The 21,758-nt window shown below is 65.4% G+C and carries 19 protein-coding genes; 10 read left to right on the top strand and 9 right to left on the bottom strand.

The genetic code is table 11. The features are described 5' to 3' along the window. Positions 1-1,050: a fumarylacetoacetate hydrolase family protein gene (locus ASG69_RS04025; protein WP_056449269.1), complete on the bottom strand. Its 1,050-nt coding sequence runs from the start codon at positions 1,048-1,050 to the stop codon at positions 1-3. A gap of 954 nt (positions 1,051-2,004) precedes the next feature. On the opposite strand from ASG69_RS04025, the gene purU reads away from it, so the two are divergent. The 3 genes from purU to ASG69_RS04010 all read left to right on the top strand — a co-directional run bounded on the left by purU (position 2,005) and on the right by ASG69_RS04010 (position 5,563). Further along, entirely contained in the window at positions 2,005-2,910 is a 906-nt protein-coding gene (gene purU / locus ASG69_RS04020) for a formyltetrahydrofolate deformylase (RefSeq protein ID WP_056449263.1), read from the top strand. Positions 2,911-3,622: 712 nt separating this feature from the next. Further along, entirely contained in the window at positions 3,623-4,909 is a 1,287-nt protein-coding gene (locus tag ASG69_RS04015) for an MFS transporter (RefSeq protein ID WP_056449260.1), read from the top strand. A gap of 72 nt (positions 4,910-4,981) precedes the next feature. After that, positions 4,982-5,563 carry a TetR/AcrR family transcriptional regulator gene (locus ASG69_RS04010; RefSeq protein ID WP_162246797.1) on the top strand — a complete coding sequence of 194 codons (582 nt, stop codon included), beginning with the start codon at positions 4,982-4,984 and terminating at the stop codon, positions 5,561-5,563. Here the strand turns inward: ASG69_RS04010 and ASG69_RS04005 are convergent. Beyond that, positions 5,525-6,460 carry a LysR family transcriptional regulator gene (locus tag ASG69_RS04005; RefSeq protein WP_056449255.1) on the bottom strand — a complete coding sequence of 312 codons (936 nt, stop codon included), beginning with the start codon at positions 6,458-6,460 and terminating at the stop codon, positions 5,525-5,527. The genes ASG69_RS04010 and ASG69_RS04005 overlap by 39 nt on opposite strands. Positions 6,461-6,577: 117 nt before the next feature. Between ASG69_RS04005 and ASG69_RS04000 the strand changes: the two genes are divergently transcribed. The 3 genes from ASG69_RS04000 to ASG69_RS03990 are packed head-to-tail and all read left to right on the top strand — an operon-like array spanning position 6,578 to position 9,346. Then, the gene (locus ASG69_RS04000) at positions 6,578-7,774 is read left to right on the top strand and encodes a cytochrome P450 (RefSeq protein WP_056449252.1); all 1,197 of its coding nucleotides are present in this window, start codon (positions 6,578-6,580) and stop codon (positions 7,772-7,774) included. A 10-nt stretch (positions 7,775-7,784) separates the two neighbouring features. Further along, a complete protein-coding gene (locus ASG69_RS03995) occupies positions 7,785-8,111 on the top strand; it encodes a 2Fe-2S iron-sulfur cluster-binding protein (protein WP_056449250.1) in 327 nt (108 codons plus the stop codon). Then, positions 8,108-9,346 carry an NAD(P)/FAD-dependent oxidoreductase gene (locus ASG69_RS03990; protein ID WP_056449247.1) on the top strand — a complete coding sequence of 413 codons (1,239 nt, stop codon included), beginning with the start codon at positions 8,108-8,110 and terminating at the stop codon, positions 9,344-9,346. Before ASG69_RS03995 ends, ASG69_RS03990 begins: the two co-directional genes overlap by 4 nt. Before the next feature lie 53 nt (positions 9,347-9,399). On the opposite strand, the gene ASG69_RS03985 is transcribed toward ASG69_RS03990, so the two are convergent. From ASG69_RS03985 to ASG69_RS03960, 6 genes are all read right to left on the bottom strand, one after another. Then, positions 9,400-10,350, bottom strand: a complete 951-nt coding sequence (locus tag ASG69_RS03985) for a fumarylacetoacetate hydrolase family protein (RefSeq protein WP_056449244.1) — start codon at positions 10,348-10,350, stop codon at positions 9,400-9,402. 4 nt (positions 10,351-10,354) lie between these two features. Continuing rightward, positions 10,355-10,798 carry a hotdog fold thioesterase gene (locus tag ASG69_RS03980; protein ID WP_056449242.1) on the bottom strand — a complete coding sequence of 148 codons (444 nt, stop codon included), beginning with the start codon at positions 10,796-10,798 and terminating at the stop codon, positions 10,355-10,357. Further along, a complete protein-coding gene (locus ASG69_RS03975) occupies positions 10,795-12,774 on the bottom strand; it encodes an acetoacetate--CoA ligase (RefSeq protein ID WP_156380428.1) in 1,980 nt (659 codons plus the stop codon). Before ASG69_RS03975 ends, ASG69_RS03980 begins: the two co-directional genes overlap by 4 nt. Positions 12,775-12,779: 5 nt before the next feature. Beyond that, a complete protein-coding gene (locus ASG69_RS03970; protein ID WP_056449233.1) occupies positions 12,780-14,225 on the bottom strand; it encodes an NAD-dependent succinate-semialdehyde dehydrogenase in 1,446 nt (481 codons plus the stop codon). Positions 14,226-14,252: 27 nt separating this feature from the next. Further along, positions 14,253-15,215, bottom strand: a complete 963-nt coding sequence (locus tag ASG69_RS03965) for a dihydrodipicolinate synthase family protein (protein ID WP_200933768.1) — start codon at positions 15,213-15,215, stop codon at positions 14,253-14,255. 82 nt (positions 15,216-15,297) lie between these two features. Then, the gene (locus ASG69_RS03960; RefSeq protein WP_200933765.1) at positions 15,298-16,308 is read right to left on the bottom strand and encodes an ornithine cyclodeaminase family protein; all 1,011 of its coding nucleotides are present in this window, start codon (positions 16,306-16,308) and stop codon (positions 15,298-15,300) included. 219 nt (positions 16,309-16,527) lie between these two features. Between ASG69_RS03960 and ASG69_RS03955 the strand changes: the two genes are divergently transcribed. Both ASG69_RS03955 and ASG69_RS03950 read left to right on the top strand, forming a co-directional pair. Next, complete coding sequence (locus ASG69_RS03955) at positions 16,528-17,544, top strand: fumarylacetoacetate hydrolase family protein (RefSeq protein WP_056449223.1); 1,017 nt, start codon at positions 16,528-16,530, stop codon at positions 17,542-17,544. A 134-nt stretch (positions 17,545-17,678) separates the two neighbouring features. Further along, positions 17,679-18,161 (top strand): cupin domain-containing protein, encoded by a 483-nt coding sequence (locus ASG69_RS03950; protein WP_156380427.1) that lies wholly within the window; start codon positions 17,679-17,681, stop codon positions 18,159-18,161. 52 nt (positions 18,162-18,213) lie between these two features. On the opposite strand, the gene ASG69_RS03945 is transcribed toward ASG69_RS03950, so the two are convergent. Beyond that, on the bottom strand, positions 18,214-19,071 hold the full coding sequence (locus ASG69_RS03945) for an ABC transporter substrate-binding protein (protein WP_056449217.1): 858 nt from the start codon (positions 19,069-19,071) through the stop codon (positions 18,214-18,216). 124 nt (positions 19,072-19,195) lie between these two features. Between ASG69_RS03945 and ASG69_RS03940 the strand changes: the two genes are divergently transcribed. Both ASG69_RS03940 and ASG69_RS03935 read left to right on the top strand, forming a co-directional pair. Beyond that, entirely contained in the window at positions 19,196-20,716 is a 1,521-nt protein-coding gene (locus ASG69_RS03940; protein ID WP_162246796.1) for a bifunctional 3-(3-hydroxy-phenyl)propionate/3-hydroxycinnamic acid hydroxylase, read from the top strand. Positions 20,717-20,745: 29 nt separating this feature from the next. Next, positions 20,746-21,684 (top strand): VOC family protein, encoded by a 939-nt coding sequence (locus tag ASG69_RS03935; RefSeq protein WP_056449210.1) that lies wholly within the window; start codon positions 20,746-20,748, stop codon positions 21,682-21,684. Positions 21,685-21,758 lie beyond the last annotated feature (74 nt).

Genomic DNA, 21,758 nt, shown 5'->3' with positions numbered 1-21,758 from the left:
CTATCGTGAGGATACGTCGTAAGGTGGCATCCCGAAGAACGGCGTACGTCCGTCCGTGTCTTCGGCAACCACGTTGTGTCGCTGCGATCCGAGACCGTCGATACGGATGTCGACGACGTCGCCGGGAGTCAGCCAGCGCCCCCCGTGTACACCCCCGTTTCCAGGCGGTGAGCCCATCATCAGCAGGTCTCCGCCGAGCAGCGCCACCCGCTCGGAGGCGTAGGCAAGGTATTCCTCCGGGGAGAAGATCATGTCGTCCGCCGGCCAGTCCTGCATCCGATCGCCGTTCAGATCGAGCTCGATCTGCATGGAGCCGAGATCGGGGACGAACTGTTTCGGCACGACCATGGGGCCGATCTGTTTGAAGGTGGGCTGCTGTTTCGCGATCCAGTCGGCATTCCACTTGATGTCCGTGCGGCTGTACAGATCGCCGGTGTGCATGTCATTGCCGATGGTGTAACCCGCGATGTAAAGACCAGCTTCGTCAGGGTTCATCATTCGAGGGGATCCGCCGGCGACGACTACTGTCAGCTCGGCCTCCCAGTCGTGCGCGGTCCCTACCGGTGGGAGCGCAATGTCGTCGTGCGGTCCCACCATCGACCCGAAAGTCGCAAGCCAGATGAACGGCATCCCTTTCGCCCGCTTTTCGGTGACGAACTGCGAATTTCGCGCGAAGAAAGCCTCGTCTTTTTCACCCGGCAGCCGTTCTTCCTGGTAAGCACCCTCGTTGAAGGTGTACATCTCGGCTGCATGTTGCCGATAGTTCGACCCCGCACAGAATATCTGAGGACGCTCCACCGGCGGCAGAACGTCGTAATCTGCGAAATCGATACCGGTAGACCGTGCTTGCCTGCTCACCGAGTCCAACTCGTCGAATGTGGCGTCCCATTCCGCATACAGAGCGGTCGATGAGGAGTAGCGGGAGGAGATGTCGACGACCTCGCCGCCGGGACGTACCAAGGCATTGAACGCCGACTCCCCGGCACGCGATAGTCGCGCGAGCCCGAAGGTCCCTTCACTCAAGCCTGTCGGCGAATCGGGTCTGCTCATGTCGAATCCTTTACCTGTCTTTGACGAGTCGTCGCCCCGAGATTGCTGCAGTGCTGCACCGACGGCCGGAGGAGGTGACAAACAAAAGTCGGTCGGTCATCCGACGCAGGTGACACTGCATACCGTGCGGGTGATGCCCTCCAAGCCGTCGGCGAGAAGTCCTTGCGGCACGATCGTGACGAGGGTAACACGATACTGAACGGCTCGTATCGCATTCGTTCACCCAGTTCGAGACTGCGTGACGGAGAGATCTGCACCGCCACAGGCGCTGCGTCACAACAGGCTTTGGGCGACCGGGCAAGCCGCGCAGAGGCGGAGCGGACCTACTTGCGGGCCAGTCCGCCCAAGCCAAGGTCACGATCTGGTCCGCAAACCGGGCATCGAGGGGACCGTCTCGAAACAGAAGCCTCTGATATCTCGACGCGTGGACGATGCAGCCGATCAGCGCCGGTTCGATGTCTGTCCGTACCGCGCCTTCGACGATTCTTCGCTGAAACGAGCTGGTGCACAGCGGCTCGGCGATCGTCCCAGAAGCGGTTGTGGAACTCCGACAATGCCTGTGTGCCGTACTGGCTTCCTGCGACGAGTTGCGCCACGGTCTCCCCGTCGACGCCCGCGTACTGATGGACAACCGATGACACATGCGCACGCAGAGCTTCGGCGAACGGCACGTCGTCGCGAACAGGGGTATTGCGCAGGTACTCACCGACAACTGCATCGAGGACGACGGCAGTCTTGCTGTCCCACCATCTGTAGTGGTCGCCTTGCTGACGCCTGAATCGTGGGCTATCGCCTCGATCGTCAAAGTCGAAAACCGAGTAGCGTTCGGAGCTATGCGATACGATACGGTTCGTATTTGTTCGCACTCGAGACAATGTCGTTCAGCCTGCACCGCGTCCGCCGAGCGGCTCCGCGTCTCGCAGTCCTGATCGCGACTCCCGGTGAAGGTGAGACATGACCCTTTCCAGCCCTACTGCACTGGCCACCTCCGATGTCACACTCGACGATGAGTTCCGACTCATCGTGCAAGGCCAGGACCGCCGCGGGATCGTGGCGGCGATCTCGGCGGCGATCACAGAGGCCGGCGGGCAGATCGTCTCCCTCGATCAGTATTCCACCGACGCGCAGGCGGGTCGGTTCCACCAACGAACAGTGGTCAGAATCGCGGATCTGGCCGTGATCCGGGACTCGCTGGAGTCGACACTCGATCGTGTTGTGCGAGAGGAGCTCGGATTGCGCTGGGAGCTGATCGACAGCTCCAAGCCGAAGCGGATCGCAATTTTCGCCTCCAAGACCGATCACTGTCTGTTGGACTTGCTGTGGCGTCAGCGGCGCGGCGAGCTACCGATTTCCGTTCAGATGGTCATATCCAACCACCCTGATCTGGCCGACGACGTGCGCTCGTTCGGCGTTCCGTTCCACCATGTTCCTGTGATGGCCGGTGACAAGGCGGCCGCGGAGGCCGAGCACCTCGGATTGTTGGCCGGGAATGTCGATCTCGTGGTTCTGGCGCGTTACATGCAGATCATCAGCGGTGACTTCATTCGTGAGGTGGGAGTCCCGATGATCAACATCCACCATTCGTTCCTGCCGGCGTTCGTGGGGTCCGGGCCGTACAAGAAGGCGAAGGAGCGTGGCGTGAAGTTGATCGGAGCGACGGCTCACTATGTCACTGAGGACCTGGACGAAGGTCCGATAATCGAACAAGATGTCGTTCGCGTGACCCACAGAGCATCGGCAGCCGAGCTCGCACAACGGGGGGCCGATGTCGAACGACTCGTCCTCGCTCGTGCGGTTGGTTGGCACTGTGAAGAACGCGTGCTCCGTAACGGAACCTCGACGGTCGTGTTCGATCGATGAGCGCCATGATCCTCGGCGGCTGACCGGTCCCCGTACAGCAATTCCCGATGTCCGAAGGCCGGCGGACTGGCACTCTCGCACAACTCCGTGCGGTGCACTCTCTCGGTACGACGTACGCCGGTGCTCGTGGTGTCCGCCGACGCGACCGATCACGTGTCGTCAATCGTCCAGCGAGACGATCGGTGTCCACTGCGCAACGGACATCGCTGCGACTCCAGGTATCGACGGGGTGTTCGCCTGACCGAGCGATCTGTCGGCGTCGATGTGCCTGCTCGGACAACGGACCATCCCGATGTCGTCGCTGCGGCGACGCGAGTAGTCGAATAGATGCGACAGTCCCGTAACCGTTCGGCGTCGATGCGTTCGACCCTCGTCGGGCCGACGCCCACATCTTGGGGGGGCCACCTTCGTCCTCGTCGGAGCCGACGCCGCCCTACTGGCCCGCGGATCCGAAGCGTCGGCAGGGCGTTTCCTCGACCTTCATGCTCGTACGGACGACATCGGGGACCGAGAACGTCCGAGCTACTGGCGAGAATTTCGAATGTGTCGTGGAACATTCTGCGCGACAGTCACTTTACGGACGTGTCTCGGTGAGGTCGGATGATCCCACGCGCTGTGACGTGGATGACATTCCGCGATGCGCCCCGAACCTCTCGACAGAACGGGACCGACTGTGACACGAATCGAAGAATTCCGCCGAGGATGGCCCGTCGTGGCCGTTGCCGCCTTCGGGTCGGGAGTGGGCCTGTCCGGGCTGCTCCTCTACACGATCGGACTGTTCGTGGCCGATCTCGAGTCGGACCTGGGCCTCAGCCGTACCGCATACGGACTGGGACTGCTGTTCGTGTCTGCGGGGGTCGGAATCGGCACTATCACCTGTGGACGGCTGATCGACAGGTTCGGTTCTCGCGCCGTGGTGGCCACCGGCGCGACAGCGCTGGCTGCCGGCTACGCGTTGCTCGGGCTCGTGGTGGACTCCGTGCCCACTTTTCTCGGCGTCATGTTCGCCATGGGACTGCTGGCGAGCGGGACCGGCCCACTCGGGTACACCCGTGTCGTGGCCATGTGGTTCCGCACTGCCCGCGGACTCGCACTGGGCCTGACGATGACCGGCATCGGAGTGTCCGCTGCTGTCGTCCCCGTCGTTCTCAACGACGTCATCACTCGATTCGGCTGGCGCAGCGGCTTCCTCGTGCTCGCCGCCCTGGCCGCCAGCGCTGTCGTGCCGGTGCTGGCCCTTCTCCGTGAGCCTCGGGCCGTCGCCGCCGGATCCGGTTCGGTAGCGACGTCGACGACCCTCGTCGCCGGCGGAGCGGACGCGGCCCGCGTCGCACGGACCGCTTTCGACCAGATCGTCCGTACCCAGATGTTCCGGCGTCTGCTCGCCACCTTCTTCGCCATGGCCATGGCATTCACCGGCCTTCTGAGCCACTTCGTTCCCATGCTGCGGTCGATGGGGTCCACCCCGGCACACGCGGCCACACTGGCGTCGATCATCGGCGTGGCTGTCATCTTCAGTCGTGTCCTGGTCGGATGGTTGCTCGACCTTCTGAGGCCAGGACTGGTGGCCGGGGTGGTGTGCGGCGTCAGTACTGCCGGTCTTCTCGTGCTGGTCGCCGGCGGTGCACCGTGGGCTCCGGTAGCGGCGGTGGCCTTAGGCCTGGCCATAGGCGCAGAGATCGACATGATCAGCTATTTCACCGCGCGGTACTTCGCGCTGGACGGATACGCCCGCGCGTACTCCTGGATGTATGCGGGCTTCGTCGTGGCTGCGGGGATCGCGCCCCTCGCGATCGGCGCTTCCTACGATGCGACCGGAAGTTACACCGCGACCCTGCTGGTCTGCGCAGTGCTGACCGCCGGATGCACCCTGGCCTTCCTGACTCTGCCGGCTCCGTCCCCGACTCGCGTCGTGGACCCGACGGCGCAACGGCTCCGTCCGACAGCGACGGCCGCTCCGGCGTCGACGCTGCGCTCGGTCGACGACCCTCATCCGTGACATGCGGGGCGGCGGCCGGACATGTCGTCAGGGTGCACTCGGCGAGGCGATACGGGCCGTATCATGTCCGGCATGGCGGTACGAAGTGAAGCGAGCCGGAAGGCAGTCCTCCAGGCCACGATGGAACTCCTCGACGGCCGGGGAGGCACCCCTGCGGTGACGCTCCAGAAGTTGTCCATCGAAAGCATCGCCCGTCAGGCCGGCGTCAGCAAGATGACCATCTATCGCTGGTGGCCGAACAAGGCTGCGATCGTGATCGACTCCTTCATCGACAACCACGTCGTGCAGACCCCGGTGAGACAGGACGGTCCGGCCCTCGCCGCGCTGCGCGAGCACCTCGCATCGCTCGCCCGTGTCTACAGCGGACCCGAGGGTCGCCTGATCGCTCAGCTGATCGCCGAATGCCAGTACGACGCTGCGACTCTCGCCGAGTTCAAGGAACGGTTCTGGAAGGGCCGGGTCGCCGCGGCGCAATCCTTGATCGAACGGGCTGTGCTGGAAGGAGATCTGACCCCCGGGCTGGATACCGACCTCATCGCCGAGACCCTCTACGCACCGATCTACTTTCGACTGCTCTTCCAGACCGGCGAACTCGACCGCGCGTCGACCGAGGCGCTACTCGACGCCGTGCTGACGGGCTTCGCTCCGCACTGAGCCCAGATCACGCCCCAGACGGGTGAGAAGCGCGTCCGCCCGCCGACCGAGGGTGGCATGCTTCGGCCACACTCCGACCACGGACGAGAGACCGGTGCGGGGTGACAGCGGGAGCATCACCACGGAGCCACCCTCGAGAGTCGTCATCGAGTAGTTGGGCCGCCACATCAGCAAGCTGTACCCGAGACCTCGTGAGACCAGTACGCGCACGAGTTCCAGATTGGGCACCGCGAGCACCGTGCGCGGAACCATCCCATGTTCGTCGAAGACGCGTCTGGTGTTGGCAGCGCTGGGCGTCGTGTCCAACAGGACGAAAGGATCCGCCGCCAACTCCGACAGGTCCACTGCCTCCGCCCCGGCCAACGGATGCCGTTCCGGCAGAACGGCCAACACCTCGGTGTCGTAGATCCGCCGACTGCGGAACTCGTCCGTCAACGACATGTCGTAGGTGATCGCCACATCGAGTCGACCGGCATTCAGCATGGGTAGAAGCTCGTCGTCGTGTCCCGTGTGCACGCTGACGTCGACACGGGGATGTGCCGAGGCGAACCCGTCGAGCACCGCCGGGAGAATGGTGGTGGAGATGCCCTCATAGCACCCGATGGACAGTGGCCCCACGAGCTCTCCGCGTTCGGCCGCCAGACGGCTCACGAGTTCGTCCGCGTCCGCGAGCAGAGCTCGTGCGTGAGTTGCGAAGAATTGCCCGGCGGGCGTCAGTTGCACACCACGGGCCTTGCGACGCACGCAGAGTTGCTCTCCCACAATCCTTTCGAGTTCGGTGATCGCATGCGACAAACCGGATTCGGACATGTGGAGAGCCGCCGCGGCAGCGCCGAGAGTCGGATGATCGGGGATGGCGCAGAACAGCTCCAGCTGTCGCAGCGTGAACGAGGCCATGCTTCTTCGATTCGATAGGGGAATGAGCACTCTAATGCGCACTTTACGCGAATTACGATGTGATGTGGAATCGAACAACAGCACAGTGTGATCCACACAACTATCGAGGAGGCCGCCATGGCGGACCTGACAGCGCCCACGGCGAACTGGGTCGATCCACACGTCATGATGACGGATCCCTACGACACGTACGAGAAATTGCGCGCCGAGTCGCCCGTGGCGTGGGTTCCCGCGGTGAACAAGTATCTGATCACCGGGTATCCGGAGTGTCATGCTGTCGAGCTCGACCAGACCGTCTTCTCCGCGCGCGTCCGTGGCAGTGGAGCGACGATGATCCGTGCGCTCGGGGAAAATCCGATGCTGCGCAAGGACGACCCCGAACACGCCGTGGAACGTCAGGCCGTCAACCCGACGCTACGACCCAGATCCGTCACGCAGGTATGGGCCCCGATCTTCGAACGCAACGCCGATCGCTTCCTCGCCGCGCTCGCGGACGCAGGCCCGGAGGAAGCAGAACTGAACCGGGACTTCGCGGCCCCCTTGGCATCACAGAATCTGATCGACATGCTCGGTCTGCCCGGAGTCGACACCACCACCATGAGTCGGTGGTCGCACGCGTTGATCGCCGGAACCGGAAATCTGCTCGACGACGCCGAGATCTGGGATGCCGCCGACACTGCACGCACCGAGGTCGACGAACTGCTCGTCGACCTCGTCCCGCACTACGAGAAGCACCCGGATCACTCGATCACCTCGGCGCTGGTCGCGAGCGGCCTCCCCCACCGCACCGTGGCAGCGAACGTCAAACTGACCATTGCGGGCGGAATGAACGAGCCGCAACACATGGTCACCAACATGGTGTGGGCACTCGACCACCATCCTGATCAGCGGCGCCACGTCGAGAGCGACCCATCATCGTGGGCCGCCGTGTTCGACGAGACCGCGCGATGGCTGTCGCCGATCGGCATGTACCCGCGTGAGACCACGCGCGAGACCGTTCTGGGCGGTATTGCACTGCCCGCAGGCGCACCTCTGGGAGCGGTGGTGGCCGCGGCCAACCGGGATCCCCGCCATGTTGCGGACCACCCGGAACTCTTCGACATCCACCGGCCGAAACTGCCACATCTCGCGTTCGGCAGCGGCGTTCACCTCTGCGCGGGGCACTGGGCCGCCAAATCGTCGGTCGGACAGATCGCTGTTCCGAAACTGCTCGACGCCTTCCCCACCCTCCGAGTGGATCGCAGCCGGGAGACCGAGTGGAACGGCTGGGTCTTCCGGGGATTGACCACCCTGCCCGTCACCTGGGACGACTGAGAGCGACATCATGGCAACTATTCGATTCGATCATTCCGACGGCCGTACCGACACCCTCGACGTCGCCGACGGCACGTCGATCATGCGAGCCGCGGTCTCGGGCGGAGTCCACGGCATCATCGGCGAGTGCGGCGGTCAGGCGATGTGCGCGACCTGCCATGTTCTCGTCCACGACGACTACCTCGAGCTTCTACCCCCTGTCGGTGAGGACGAGGACGAGATGCTCGACTGCACTGCGGTCGACCGCGATCCGGCACGTTCACGCCTGGGATGCCAGATCGTGGTCGGAGGACGCCTCGACGAGATCGTCGTCGACCTGCCGGACACCCAGGTATGACGACGAACCACGTGGTCGTCGCCGGAGCCGGTCACGCCGGCGTCCAACTGTCGGATTCACTGCGCGCCGAAGGATTCGAAGGTCGGATCACCCTCGTCGACACCGCGGTGGGACTGCCCTACCAACGTCCACCGTTGTCGAAGGACTACCTCGGGGCCGCCGGCGATCCGGAACACCTGCCGCTGCGCGCGCGCAGTTTCTTCGCCGACCGAGACGTCGAACTGGTCGAGGGTGACCCGGTGGTCTCGGTCGATCGTTCCGCACGGGCGGTCACCCTGTCTCGCGGACGGGTCGTGCACTACTCGGCACTCGTGCTCGCCACCGGTGCCCGGCCGCGCAGACTCGACGTCCCCGGAGTCGATCTCGCCGGCGTGTGCAGGCTTCGAGATGCGGCCGACGCTGCGACCGTACGATCGGAACTGGACCAGGCGCGACGAGTTGTCGTGATCGGGGCCGGATTCATCGGACTCGAGCTCGCCGCTGCAGCGCTCGATCGCGGTCTCGACGTCACTGTCGTGGAACTCGGGTCCCGCGCCATGGGGCGAGCAGTGTGCCCGCAGATCTCGGCACACGTCCGCGGTGCGCACGAGGCTCGCGGCGTCCGATTCGAGTTCGGTCGCGTCGTCACCGAGATTCTCGGCGTCGACGGCAGGGTGCACACCGTGGTCACCGACGACGGAACCCGCCACCCGGCGGATCTCGTGGTCGTGGGAGTCGGAGTGCTGCCCGACGACCTCCTGGCCGCGCAGTGTGGCCTGGACACGAACGACGGAATCGTCGTGGACGAGTATCTCCGCACCACCGACTCCCACGTCTGGGCGATCGGTGACTGCGCCCGATTTCCCTCTCGCCACACGGGACTCGCCACGAGACTCGAGTCGGTCCAGAACGCCGTCGATCATGCACGGACGCTGGCCAGGACTCTGACCGGACATCCCACCGAGTACCACCACGTGCCGTGGTTCTGGAGTCATCAGGGCCCCACGAAGATTCAGATCGCCGGCATCGCGCACACCGAGGGTCCCGTGACGGTGATCGGCGATGTCGACAGGGGCAAATTCTCGATACTTCGCTTCCAGCAGGACACCCTCGTCTGCGTGGAGTCGGTCAATCATCCTGCCGCACACATCTCCGCACGGGCTCTGCTCGCCGTCCCGGGTGCGATCGACAGGGCCACCCTGGAGTCCGTCGATTTCGACGTCAAGCGCGCTGCGTCGATCGTCCGACAGCACTGAGCGCCTGTGGCCCTCCCCCGACAGTTCGGAGGAGGGCCACACCGAACCGTCTGTCAGTCTCCCTGTACGCATTCCGTTCGTTGCGTTCCCAAGCCGTCGATCTCGCACTCCATGACATCGCCCGGACGCAGGAACCGGCCCCAGTGAGACCCGTTTCCCGGCGGCGATCCGGTGATGACCATGTCACCGGGTTCGAGCGCGACGAACTTCGAGATGTACGAGATGAGTTCGGCCGGTCCGAACACCATGTCACCGGTGTTGCTGTCCTGCATCAGTTTCCCGTTCAGCGACAGGCGAATCCCGAGGTCGAGCGGATCGTCGACGAACTGCGCCGGGACGAGCCACGGGCCCGTCGGGTAGAACGTCGGGAAGTTCTTGGCACGCATCCAGTCCGTACCCATCATGGCGATGTCCTTGCGGGGCACCAGGCTGCGCGTGGTCAGGTCGTTGCAGATGGTGTAGCCGGCAACGTGATCCAGCGCGTCGTCCACAGAGACGTGATGTGCGCGTGTCCCGATGACGACACCCAGTTCGAGCTCCCAGTCGTGGTCGTCCCAGGCGGCAGGCAGGACGACGTCGTCGTACGCTCCACTGATCGCGGAGGGCACGCCCGTCCACACGTACGGCTCCCCGTTCGCCTTCCTCTCGTCGATGTCGCGAGCTGCTTCCTCGGCGAGCTCGGCCTCGGACAGTCCCTCGGTTCCGAGCTTGTGCGCGACAGACATCTGGATCACGTGCTCGCGGTAGTTCGCGCCGGCCCCGTAGATCTGCCCGGCTCGTGCCACCGGCGGCAGCGTGCGCACGGCGGACGCAGGTGTCGGCGGAGTCGTCGGAGCATCGGCCTCGGCGGCGAGACGCTCGAACGCCCTCGTCCAGTCCTGCAGGACCTCGTCGGTCGACGCATAGTCGGTGAACGCAGTGATGTCGTGAATGTTCTCGTCGATCACGATGCCGGGAAACGGGCCGTCCCCTGCATCGAACGTCCCCAGAGCGAATCGGGTCATGGCGTCACTTTCTCTCGTCGTCGGCGGCTGCGCCGAGCTCGGTCTGTTGTGCGGGAGGGCGTGCGACAGCGCCTCGCCCGCGGTATTCGGCCACGACCACCGAGCCTCGCCGAACTGTGACGTCGACGAGGCTGTGTCGGCCGGCCACGTGGCGCACCGTCGCGTCGGCCACCAGAGTGTCACCCTCGAGAGAAGGCGAGTAGTAGACGATCTCCGCGCCGGCGGTCACGGTGCCCGGCGACCGACTGTTCGCAGCACAGGCGAAGGCGGTGTCGGCCAGGCTGAACACGAGGCCGCCGTGGGCGAGCCCGTGTCCGTTCACCCACGAACGGTCCACCACCACCGAGACCGATGCACTGCCGTTCTCCGCGGACAGGACCGTCATCCCGTTGCCGGTGGCGCTGTGATCGCGAGCGAGCATGTCTCGCACGGCCGCACAGACACTCATGACAACCGACCGGGACGACGACGCACCATCTCGCTGCGGATCTCACCGAGCACCGCGGCGTCGTCGACGGACCCGGAATCGACGACCTCGTCGACGGGAACGCCCTGCAGCACACGCTTCACCGGCACCTCGAGCTTCTTACCGGTGCGCGTGTGCGGGATGGTGCGTACCGGAACGATGTCGTCGGGTACGTACCGCGGCGACAACGACGCACGTATCGCAGCACGAACGGCATCGACCGCTGCGCCGTCGTCCACGCCGTCGGCGACGTCGATGAACATCGGCATGTAGTAGTCACCGGCATCCTCGATGCCGACAACGAGCGCCTCACGCACCTCCGGCAGCGCCTCGACCACGCGGTAGAGATCGGCAGGGCCCAGACGGATGCCGTTGCGATTGAGCGTGGAGTCCGAACGACCGACGATGACGGACGAACCGTCGGAGGCGAACTCGACGAGGTCGCCGTGCCTCCACACTCCGGGATACGTGGCGAAGTACGACTCGTGGAATCGCGAACCGTCCTCGTCGTTCCAGAAGCGGAGCGGCATCGAGGGCATGGGCACGGTGATGACCAGCTCGGCGGGTTCGTCGAGGACTGCTCTGCCGTCGGCGTCCCACCCTGCGGCTGCCACACCGAGCGCGGGAGGTTGCAGTCGTCCCGGGCGGACGGGCTCGGTGGGAGCGCCGCCGAGGAAGATGCCGGCCACGTCCGTTCCCCCGCTGACCGAGGCCAGCCAGAGATCGCCGAGCTCACTCCTGAGCCAGGTGTACGCGTCGGTCGACAACGGCGAACCCGTGACCTGCACCATCCGGAGGGCGGTGAGATCGTTCGTGTCCGCGACGGGTAGGCCGGCATGCATGCTCGCGTGGACGTACCCGGCACCGAGACCGAGCACGGAGACGCGGTGCTCGGCAGCCACCTGCCACACGCGATCGAGCGTCGGATACGCCGGATTACCGTCCAGGAGAACGATCGTCGCGCCGCGCAACAACCCGGACACCAAGGTGTTCCACACGACCCAACTCGTCGATCCCACGACGAACAACCGATCCCCCGGGTCGAGGTCCGCGTGCAGAGTCCAGGTCTTGAGGTGTTCGAGCAGAACACCCCCGTGTCCGTGCACGATGCCCTTGGGAACTCCCGTCGTACCCGAGGAGAACAGGACCCACAGAGGATGATCGAACGGAACACTCTCGGGCTGCCACGGAGCATCCCCGGAGACGATCTCGTCCCACCTCCGGCCCCTCGCGTCGTTCGCCGTCGGCATCGGACCCACCCACACGATCTCGCGCAGACTCGGGATCGCCCCGACCACCTCGAGGACGACACTTTCCCGATCCCGTCGCACTCCCCCGTAGTCGTATCCGGTGGTCGCGAGAAGAACGACGGGATCGAGCTGGCGCAGCCTCGATACGATGGCCTCGGAACCGAACTCGGGCGCGACGACCGACCAGACCGCACCGACGGACGCGGCGGCCAGCAGTCCCACGACTGCCTCGAGACGGTTGGGAAGCACCGCGGCCACCCGGTCACCGTGACCGACTCCGGACCGACGGAGGAACTCTGCGACCGACGCAACCTGTCGCTTCAATTCCTGCCAGGACGTTCCGACGGTGGTTCCGTCCTCGTCCACAGCGAGGACGGCGTTCCCCGAGCGCGGCGGGCCGCGGAAGACCTGCTCGGCGTAGTTGACGGTGGTGCCGGGGAACCAGCCGGCACCGGACATCGCGTCCGGGACCACGGACACGTCCGGTGGAGTCGCAACATCGACTCCCGAGAACGACGCGAACGCTCGCCAGAAAGCGTCGGGTTCGTCGATCGACCACCGCCACAGTGACGAGTAGTCGGCGGTCACCTCACGATCCACCGAGCCGGATCGCAGAAGGTCGTCGGTGAATGCCGCGAGGTGGCGGGCGCCGGACGATGCGGGGGTCCACGCGCCGTTCTCGGACAGAGTTTCTACCGGTGCGTTCATGTCGGTCACCAGTCCACCGCGGTGTACTGGGTCTCGGTGTATTCCAACATTCCCTCGTGTGCTCCTTCTCGGCCGAGACCACTCTGCTTCACTCCGCCGAACGGCGCCGCCGGGTCGGACACCAGCCCTCGGTTGACGGCGACCATCCCGGTTTCCAGTCGTCCCGCCACAGCGAGCGCGCGCGAGAGGTCCCGGCCGAACACATAGGCGCTGAGCCCGTATTCGGACGAGTTGGCTGCGCGGACCGCCTCGTCGTCGTTGTCGAACGTGGTGATGGCAGCGACCGGTCCGAATATCTCCGTGGCGACGATGTCCGACTCGGGGTCGACGTTCGTCAGGACGGTGGGCGGGTAGAAGAACCCCGGACCGCCGGGTAGTTCGCCCCCGGTGACCAGAGTGGCTCCGCGACCGATCGCTTCCTGGACCAGTTCGTGCACCTTGTCGACGCTCTTCGCATCGACGAGGGGCCCGCACTCGGTCGCCGGATCGACGCCGGAGCCGACGGTGAGGGCGCTCATTCGCGACGCCAGTCCTGCCACGAAGTCGTCGTGACGGGACCGATGGACGAGGATCCGATTGGCCGCTGTGCACGCCTGCCCGCCGTTGCGCATCTTCGCGAGCATGGCGCCGTCCAGCGCGACCTCGAGATCGGCGTCCTCGAGCACGATCAGCGGCGCGTTGCCACCGAGTTCCATGGCGCACTTGAGCACCTGCCCGGACGCCTGCTGGAGGAGGACTCGCCCTACCTCGGTGGAGCCGGTGAAGGACAGCAGACGGACGCGGGGGTCCTGCAGCATCGCCGACACCACCGGGCCGGTGTTCCTGGTGGTGATCACATTGACCACACCGGCGGGAACACCGGCTTCGGCCAGGATGTCGGCGATGGCGTAGGCGGTGAGCGGTGTCAGAGTGGCGGGCTTGAGCACCACCGAGCATCCTGCCGCGAGCGCGGGCGCGATCTTCCGAGTTGCCATGGCGGCGGGGAAGTTCCACGGGGTGATCAGGACACAGACTCCGATGGGGCGGTGTTCGACCATGATCCTGTTGCGGCCCGACGGAGCCAGTGAGATCGACCCGATGTTCCGCACCGCCTCCTCCGAGTACCACCGGAAGAACTCGGCCGCGTAGGAGACCTCCGCACGAGCGTCCGCCAGCGCCTTGCCGTTCTCGGAGGAGATCAACTCGGCCAGCGTGTCGGCGCGTTCGGCCATCAATTCGTAGCTGCGCCTGAGGATCTCGGCGCGCTCGCGGGGAGGTGTCGCGGACCAGGCCTGCAGGGCGTCCGCAGCGGCGTCGACGGCGTGGATCGCATCCTCGATGCCGCCGTCGGCGACCGTGTCGAGCACTGTTCCGTCGGAGGGATCGATCACCTCGATCCGGGCGTCGGCGGTGTCGACCCACTCACCGCCGATGAACAGGTCGGTGCGCCGCATCGTCGTGGTCGTCGTCATCACAGTATCTCCGTAACTCGTCGTGTCTCAGTGGTGTCGGTCGGCTCCGCGCCCGCGCACGAAGTCCTCGTCGGGGGAATCGGTCACGGGAAGTCCGGACGCGACGAGAGCGGCGCGCAACTGCTTCATGTACCGATCGGGCAGCCGCTGGGCGGGAGGCCGGAGTGCCCCGCCGTGGAAGCCGGCGAGCCACTCCTGGTACTTCCACTGAGTCCGATTGATCGTGCTGGTCCCGGGAGTCGAGGTCGCCGAGACCGCACTGTTCGCGAGCCGTGCCGGGTGCACCTGCCAGTAGAGTTCCATGGCTTCCTCCCACTTGCCCGTGCGTGCGAGATCGAATGCACGCGGGTAGTAGTCGCTCATCCAATGGGTGTTGCTGGTGCCGGAGAACTGGAAGTCCAGCGCGGACATGAGCGGGATCGTCTCGGCTTCGATCGGGCACGAGATCACGACTTCCTCGCGGAAGTGGTGGTACATCTCCATGACGCCGGGAATCCCCGGATAACCCTGCTCGGACTTGATGGCCACGATGTTGGGCACACCGTCGAGAACTCGTCGGACGAAGTCGACGCTCATCCCGGCGGGATGAATTCGTTCGAATCCCCACGCAGGCAGGGGAAAGAGCATAGTGGCGAGGCCGGTCTCGTCGCAGAAGGTCTTCGTGTAGTCGAAGACCTCGTCGTACGACGTCGGCCAGAACGAGGACGGGTACGCGAGAAGTGCGCGATCGACACCCGCCGCCTCCGCCAACCGGGCAGCGTGAACGTTCTGCTCGAGGGTCGGGAACATCGCGTGGAAGAACAGGGCGAAGTCGGGACCGCCCGCTTCCCGAGCGACGGCAGTGACGCGCGCGTTCTCCTCGGGGGTGATGTTGACCTCGGCGACCAGGAGTGTGCCGGAGAACCCGAGGTCCTTCAGCTTCAGCACGTCGTGGGCGATCGCCGCCTCGTCGATGCGCGTGAAATCCGCCGAGAACGACGGCTGCGTCACGGCGATCGTTCCGTCGAAGGTTCCGCGCGCCCATGAACGGGCTTCTGTAGGTGTGTAGTCGAGCATGTGGTGGCTCCTCAGTTCACTTTCGACTCGTGACGATGCTGACGGGCAGGACGGTGCCTCGGCCTTCTGCGCGTGCGCGGTCGACGAGCATCTCCGCGACCACGACGTCCTGTAAGCCGGAGCCCGTCGACTTGTAGATGCGGATCCCTCGGTCCTGGTCCGGCTCGACCTTCTCGCACAGCACGTCGGACAGTGGGACGACCAGATCGTCGACGTCGACTCCGTCGGCACGCGCCTGCAGCATGTCGCCGCTGCCGTGCACCACCTCGTCCACGGTGTCCACCACCACGATCGAGGCTCGTCGGATCAGTTCGGTGTCGAGCTCGCGCTGCGCGGGTGTCGTGGATCCGATGGAGAGGACCGTGGAGTCGGGTCCGACCCAGTCCGCCAGCACGGTGGGTGTCTCGTCCCGCGAGCGCGCGGCGCACAGCACGACGTCGCACCCGGCAGCGTCTCTCGCCGTGTCGACCGCCCGTGCCGGCACGCCCACCACATCTGTGACGTCTGCGGCGAAGCGCTCTCGATTCGCGGCGGTCGGGCTGTAGACCAGGATCTCGGCGATGTCGAGCACGTGTGACAACGCGGCCACGTGGGAGCGCGCCTCGAAGCCCGATCCGACTACTCCCAGCGTCACCGCTCGGGAGGGAGTGAGGGCCGCCGCTCCGACGGCCGTCGTCGCTGCCGTGCGCAGACCGGTGACACGATTGCCGTCGACGAGCGCCGCGAGCTCGGCCGTGTCCTTGTCGAACAGAGTGATCAGGTAACTGACCTGAAGACCGTCCGCGAACGACCCGACCATCGACTTCGCGCCGAACAGTCGCCCACCGGCCGGAACCGACGGCATGATGCGCATCCACTCCTGCTCGGTCTGCGCGAAGATCCTTCCGGGAGTGCGCCGTTCGTCTGCGCTCGTCGAGTAGGCGGATCTGACAGCGGAGATGGCGTCGTCCCAGTCCGACATCGCGTCGACATCGTCGTCGGTGAGGAAGAGGGGCATACGGCTCGGTTGCCGACTGTCTGAGCTCACTGGATGCGGATCCTTTCGAGGCGTCGGCGTCACTGCCGTCCAATACGGTTCGTATCGTATCTATCCGACCTCCGAGGCGGGTTGTTTTCGATGATTTCGTTTTGCGTCGCCGAAAGCGCCCGACGACACACCTGAAACCTATACGATACGACTCGTACAGGTGACCCGCATCCATGCCGCCGAGCAGGGGGCCACCGCACCCCGAAGTCAGGAGATCACGTGAAACTGGGACGTACAGCGGTTCCCACGCCCGACGGCGAACAACTCAGGATCGTGTCCGTCGATACTGCGGCCGGTCGTGTCGTCGACCTCGCCCGCGCCTACGCACTGACACTCGCTCGCCGAGGAGCAGACGCGGATCGCGCAACCGCGATCTCGCGCACCGTGTTTCCCTCGAGCATGTCTGCGGCGATCGGCGGGGGCGACCTCTTCCTCGATGCAGCTCATCAGGCACTCGAGGCCGGAGATGATGCGTCGCACTCGATCGACGAGGTGTCGTGGCGCGCCGCCGTCGACTCGCCGGTCATCCGGGACGGATTGACCTTCGAGACCCACATCCAGAATTTCCATCGCGTGGTCGCCAAGGCGCAGCCCGCACGTTCGCTCTACGAGCGCCCCGGGTACTTCAAGGGGACGACTGCGAAGTCGTACGGCCACGATCAGGTCCTGCCGTACCCCGATTACACCGATGCACTGGACTGGGAACTCGAGATCGGTTACGTCGTCGGCAGATCCGGCAGTGACCTCACGCCGGACAACTCGCTGGACCATCTCTTCGGGATCACGATCTTCAACGATCTGAGTGCGCGCGACGTCCAGGGCGCCGAGATGGCCATCGGCATGGGCCCGCAGAAGTGCAAGGACTTCGGTTACGTCATCGGACCGTGGATCACCACGATGGACGAGATCGCGTCGATAGAAGGCCTGGTCGGCCAGGTCCGTGTCAATGGAGACGTGGTGTCGGACACCAAGGTCGAGAACTTCGTCTATACACCGGCCGAATTGCTGGCCTATGTGTCCATCGCGGACCGCCTGCAGCCCGGGGACATCATCGGATCCGGGACGATGGGTTTCGGCGCCGGAGTCGAGATCGGCCGCTTCCTTCAACCGGGCGATGTGCTCGAACTCGAACTCGAGGGCGTGGGAACACTGCGCACCCCGGTGTCGACGGAGCGCGAGAAAGCGCCGTGGTGGCCCACCCCACGCCCCTACCCCCACGAGGAGTGGTCGCTGTGAGCGCCCGGCCACCCGTGCGTCGCGTGGTGACCGGACACGACGACGAAGGGCGCTCGATCGTCCTGTCCGACGGGAATTCCCCGCACCACTGGACATCGGAGACCATCCCGGGATTCGGTGCCACCGTACCCTGGATGACGACCGCCGGTCCCATCGACCACTCCTCGGACGTCGATGCCGCCTCTGCCGAGACGACCATTCCCTCGTTTCCGGCGACCGGCGAGACCATCATGCGCATAGTGGACTTCCCACCGGACGCGGTCTACCCCGCCGAGGCCGAGAATGTCATCTTCGACCAACTCGACGGCCACGCCGAAAAGGACGCGGGACAGGAACGAGCACAGAGCAAGCACTTCTGGTTCCACCGCACCGATTCGATCGACTACGCGGTGGTGCTGAGCGGCGAGGTGACCCTCATCCTCGACGGCGACGAGTCGACGTTGCGAGCGGGTGACGTCGTGGTCCAACGCGCCACGTCGCACGCCTGGTCCAATCGCACCGAGACGACTGCTCGAATGTTGTTCGTCCTCATCGGAACCGAACCGCAGTCGGCGGAAGAGATCGCGCGCACGCGCACTGCGCTCGCCGCCGACGCGGTCGCCTCGTCCATCGCATGACGAGTCGCGGGTGGCGACAGTCCGCGCGCTGTCGCCACCCGCACGCGGTTCCCTATCGGTGAGCGGCGTCGACCAACCCGGCCTCCACCATCGATTCCGCAGCCGGGGCACCGTCGATCACCGCGCCGGTATCGCGACGAAGCGTCTCGAGTACACGGAAGGCCTCGACGGTGGGTGCCAACGACGACGGGATGCGCGCCGTCACCGACTCGACTGCAGCCCCCACTATTCCGGCTTCCGCGAGAGCCGCGGCGAGGTCGGCGGCAGTCGCGGTTCGCATCCACTCGTTGGCCTCGACGAGTGCAGACACGTATCGCTGCAGTTCGTCGCGCGAGTGCTCCAATGACCGGCGCGTGGTGACCAGGCCGAGACCCGGGTACGAGGGCAGCCAGTCCGAGAGTCGTCGAACGACGGACATTCCCTGCTCCGTCGCTGCCTGATCCAAGGGTGGCGCCAACAGCGTCACGTCGGCCGACCCGTCGCCGAGCGCAGCCAGACGCTCGCGCACACCACCGATCTCGACCACGTCGTAACCGGCCGACAGTGACGGATCGGCGAGCATCGCGTAGGCCACGATGGCGAACCCGTTGGTGGGGGCATCGACCGCGAGACGGATCCTGCCCGCGTCGGCCGGCGACCCCAGTCCGGCACGGCACGTCAGCGCAAGATCGGTCGTGGTCTCGATCTGCCCGATCGACACCACGTCGGAACCGGTCGCATTCCAAGCGAGAAGGTTGTCGGTCGCCGTCACGGCCACCTCGACCACGCCGTTGTCGAGATCCGCGCGCTGCGAGATCGACGAGGGCGTGTGCACCGTCGCGACGTCGACACCGTGCCGGGCGAAGTAGCCCTCACGGTGTGCGACAGCGAGCAGCGCCGGAACCACGAACACCGATTGAGTGATGGTCACAGGACCCACATCGCATCCGCGTGGTTGTGATCGAAGAAGATTTCGTCGGGTGATTGTGATGTGCGTCGCATCACCCTATGCTAGCTTGAGCGATACGAGACGTCTAGTACAGCAAGGAGTGATCGTGGACTGCGATGTAGTGATCATCGGGGGTGGCCCCGTAGGGGTGAGTGCGCTCGCCGGGTTGGGCCAGGCGGGCGTCTCCGCCATCTGTATCGATCGCGAATCGTCGGTGTGGACGCAGGCCCGCGCCGTGCACTTCGACGGCGAGACCATGCGCAGCCTGCAGACGCTGGGAGTCGCGGACGAGGCGATGGCGATCTGCAACCCGATGGAATCCCTGCGCATGGAGAACGAGGCCCGCGAGACGCTGTTCTCCTACCCCACCGGGATTCTCGGTCCGCAAGGGTGGCACGAGGACGTGATGTTCCACCAGCCCGACATGGAACACCTGGTTCGCGACAAAGCTATCTCGTACGCAGGCACGGAATTGCGCCCGGGAACCACGTTGACGAGCTTCGAGCAAGCGGACGGCGTCGTGCGCAGCACGGTCCGCGACGCAGACGGACGCACGTACGTCCTCACCTCACGGTGGCTCATCGCCGCAGACGGTGCAACGTCCACGGTTCGACGACTCGCCGGAATCGAGACCGAGAAACTCGGCAAGGACGACCCCTGGCTCGTCGTGGACGGCCTCCTGGAGCGTGACGGCGACACCTACCCCATCGACGGCGACATGGTCTTCCTCGGTCACCATTCTCGACCGGCCCTGTGGGTTCGACTGCCCGGCAACCGTGTTCGTATGGAATTCAAGGTCATGCCCGACGACGACCCGACCGAGATCGTCACACCCCGAGCACTCGAACGAATCAGCCACGGCGCACTCCCCGAATCCCGATTCACTCCTGACCGCATTGCCATCTACACGTTCCGAGCACGTGTCGCGACTCGCTGGCGAGTAGGCAACGTGTTTCTCGCGGGCGACGCAGCCCACCAGGCGCCGCCGCTCTTCGGACAGGGGCTCTGCGCCGGCATGCGTGACATCGCCAATCTCGCGTGGAAGATCGGACTGGTCGCCGACGGCACGGCGTCGCCGGATCTTCTCGACACCTACGAGAGCGAACGCAAGCCACACGCCCACTACTGGGTCAGCCAGGCTGCGACGATGGCCGAGATCCTGCAGACGATCGACCCGAACGTCGCCGCGCATCGCGACGCCCACATCCGTGAGAATCCTCTGGCATCCGCGCCGCCGCCCCCACCCTCGCTGGGCCCCGGACTGCACATCGGCGACCGGGATGCTCGCGCCGGCGTTCTCGCACCTCAGCCGTGGCTCGGCGACGACCGCCGGCTGGACGACGAGGTCGGTCCGCGGTTCCTCGTCGCTGCGCCTACCTCCATGCTCGAGGCGCTGCCGTCGTCCATTCGGCGGGCACTCTCCGAGGACCCTCGCACCGCTGTCGTCACCGACCCGATGGCCGTCACCGCGCTCGCGGGAACCGAGGGCGCCGCTGCAGTTCTGCGGCCCGACCGTTACGTCCTCGGCATCGCCGACACAGCAGACGATCTCAGCAGCATCGTCACCATGATCCCGTCCGTCCGACTCACCCTCGACGACTCCACTCTTCCCACACCTCACTCGTAGTCGCCGACCGTCACCTCGTCAGGAGAATCATGACCTTCAGTCCCATCACCCATCTTCGCCACGTCGACATCGCCGTTCCGGATTTCGCCAAGCAAGTCGACTTCTACGGCGGGAGATGGGGTCTGACCGCTACCGAGACCGAGTCCGGTCTGACCTACTTCGCCGCCGAAGGATCGCCTGAGCAGTACATCGTCCGCGTCCGCGACGACGTCGACAAGCGACTGGACCTGATCGCCTTCGGCGTCACCGACGCCGCGGCAGTCGACGCACTCGCCTCGTCCCTCATCGCCGGCGGCGTCACCCTGATCACCGAGCCCGGAGCATTGAACACCCCGGGCGGCGGCTACGGCTTCCGCTTCTTCGACGGCGACGGCCGAGTCGTCGAGGCGTCCGCAGACGTCGCTGTGCGCAAGCACCGCAAGATCGAGGTCCGCGAGTCCATCCCCGTACGCCTCTCCCACGTCGTACTCAACTCGCCGCAACCGGAGAAGACGGTGGCCTGGTACGAGAAGCATCTCGGGTTCCGCCTGTCGGACACACTCGACCACCCGCGTCTCGGTGGACTCATGTACTTCCTGCGGTGCGGTCCCCAGCACCACAGCATGGCCGTGTCGCGATGCCCGCACACCTCGCTGAACCACATCTCGTTCGAGATGAGGGGCCTCGACGAGTACATGTTCGCCACCGGACGGTTGATGCGCGCAGAGATTCCGAAGATCTGGGGTCCGGGGCGGCACGCTGCCGGGGACAACACCTTCTCCTACTTCAAGGATCCGAACGGCAACACCATGGAGTACACGACCGAGCTCCTCCAGCTCGACGAGGACACCTGGCATCCCAGCATCTACAACACTGCCGACCCCGAGACCTCCGATCAGTGGGGTACCGCGAATCCGATGGACGAATGGGTGAGCAGCCAGATGTTCAACGACCCCGACAAGGGTCTGTTCACCGCACCGCCCGTGTGATTCAGCAGTCCACGACACATCATCCGGGGGCGGGCCGCACCGCGGCCCGCCCCCCATCTGCCCTGCGACAAGGA

The sequence above is a fragment of the Rhodococcus sp. Leaf225 genome, from assembly GCF_001426145.1.
GTDB lineage: Bacteria > Actinomycetota > Actinomycetes > Mycobacteriales > Mycobacteriaceae > Rhodococcoides.
The sequence above is the reverse complement of the archived record's forward strand: the minus strand, read 5'-3'. Positions and strand labels throughout refer to the sequence as shown.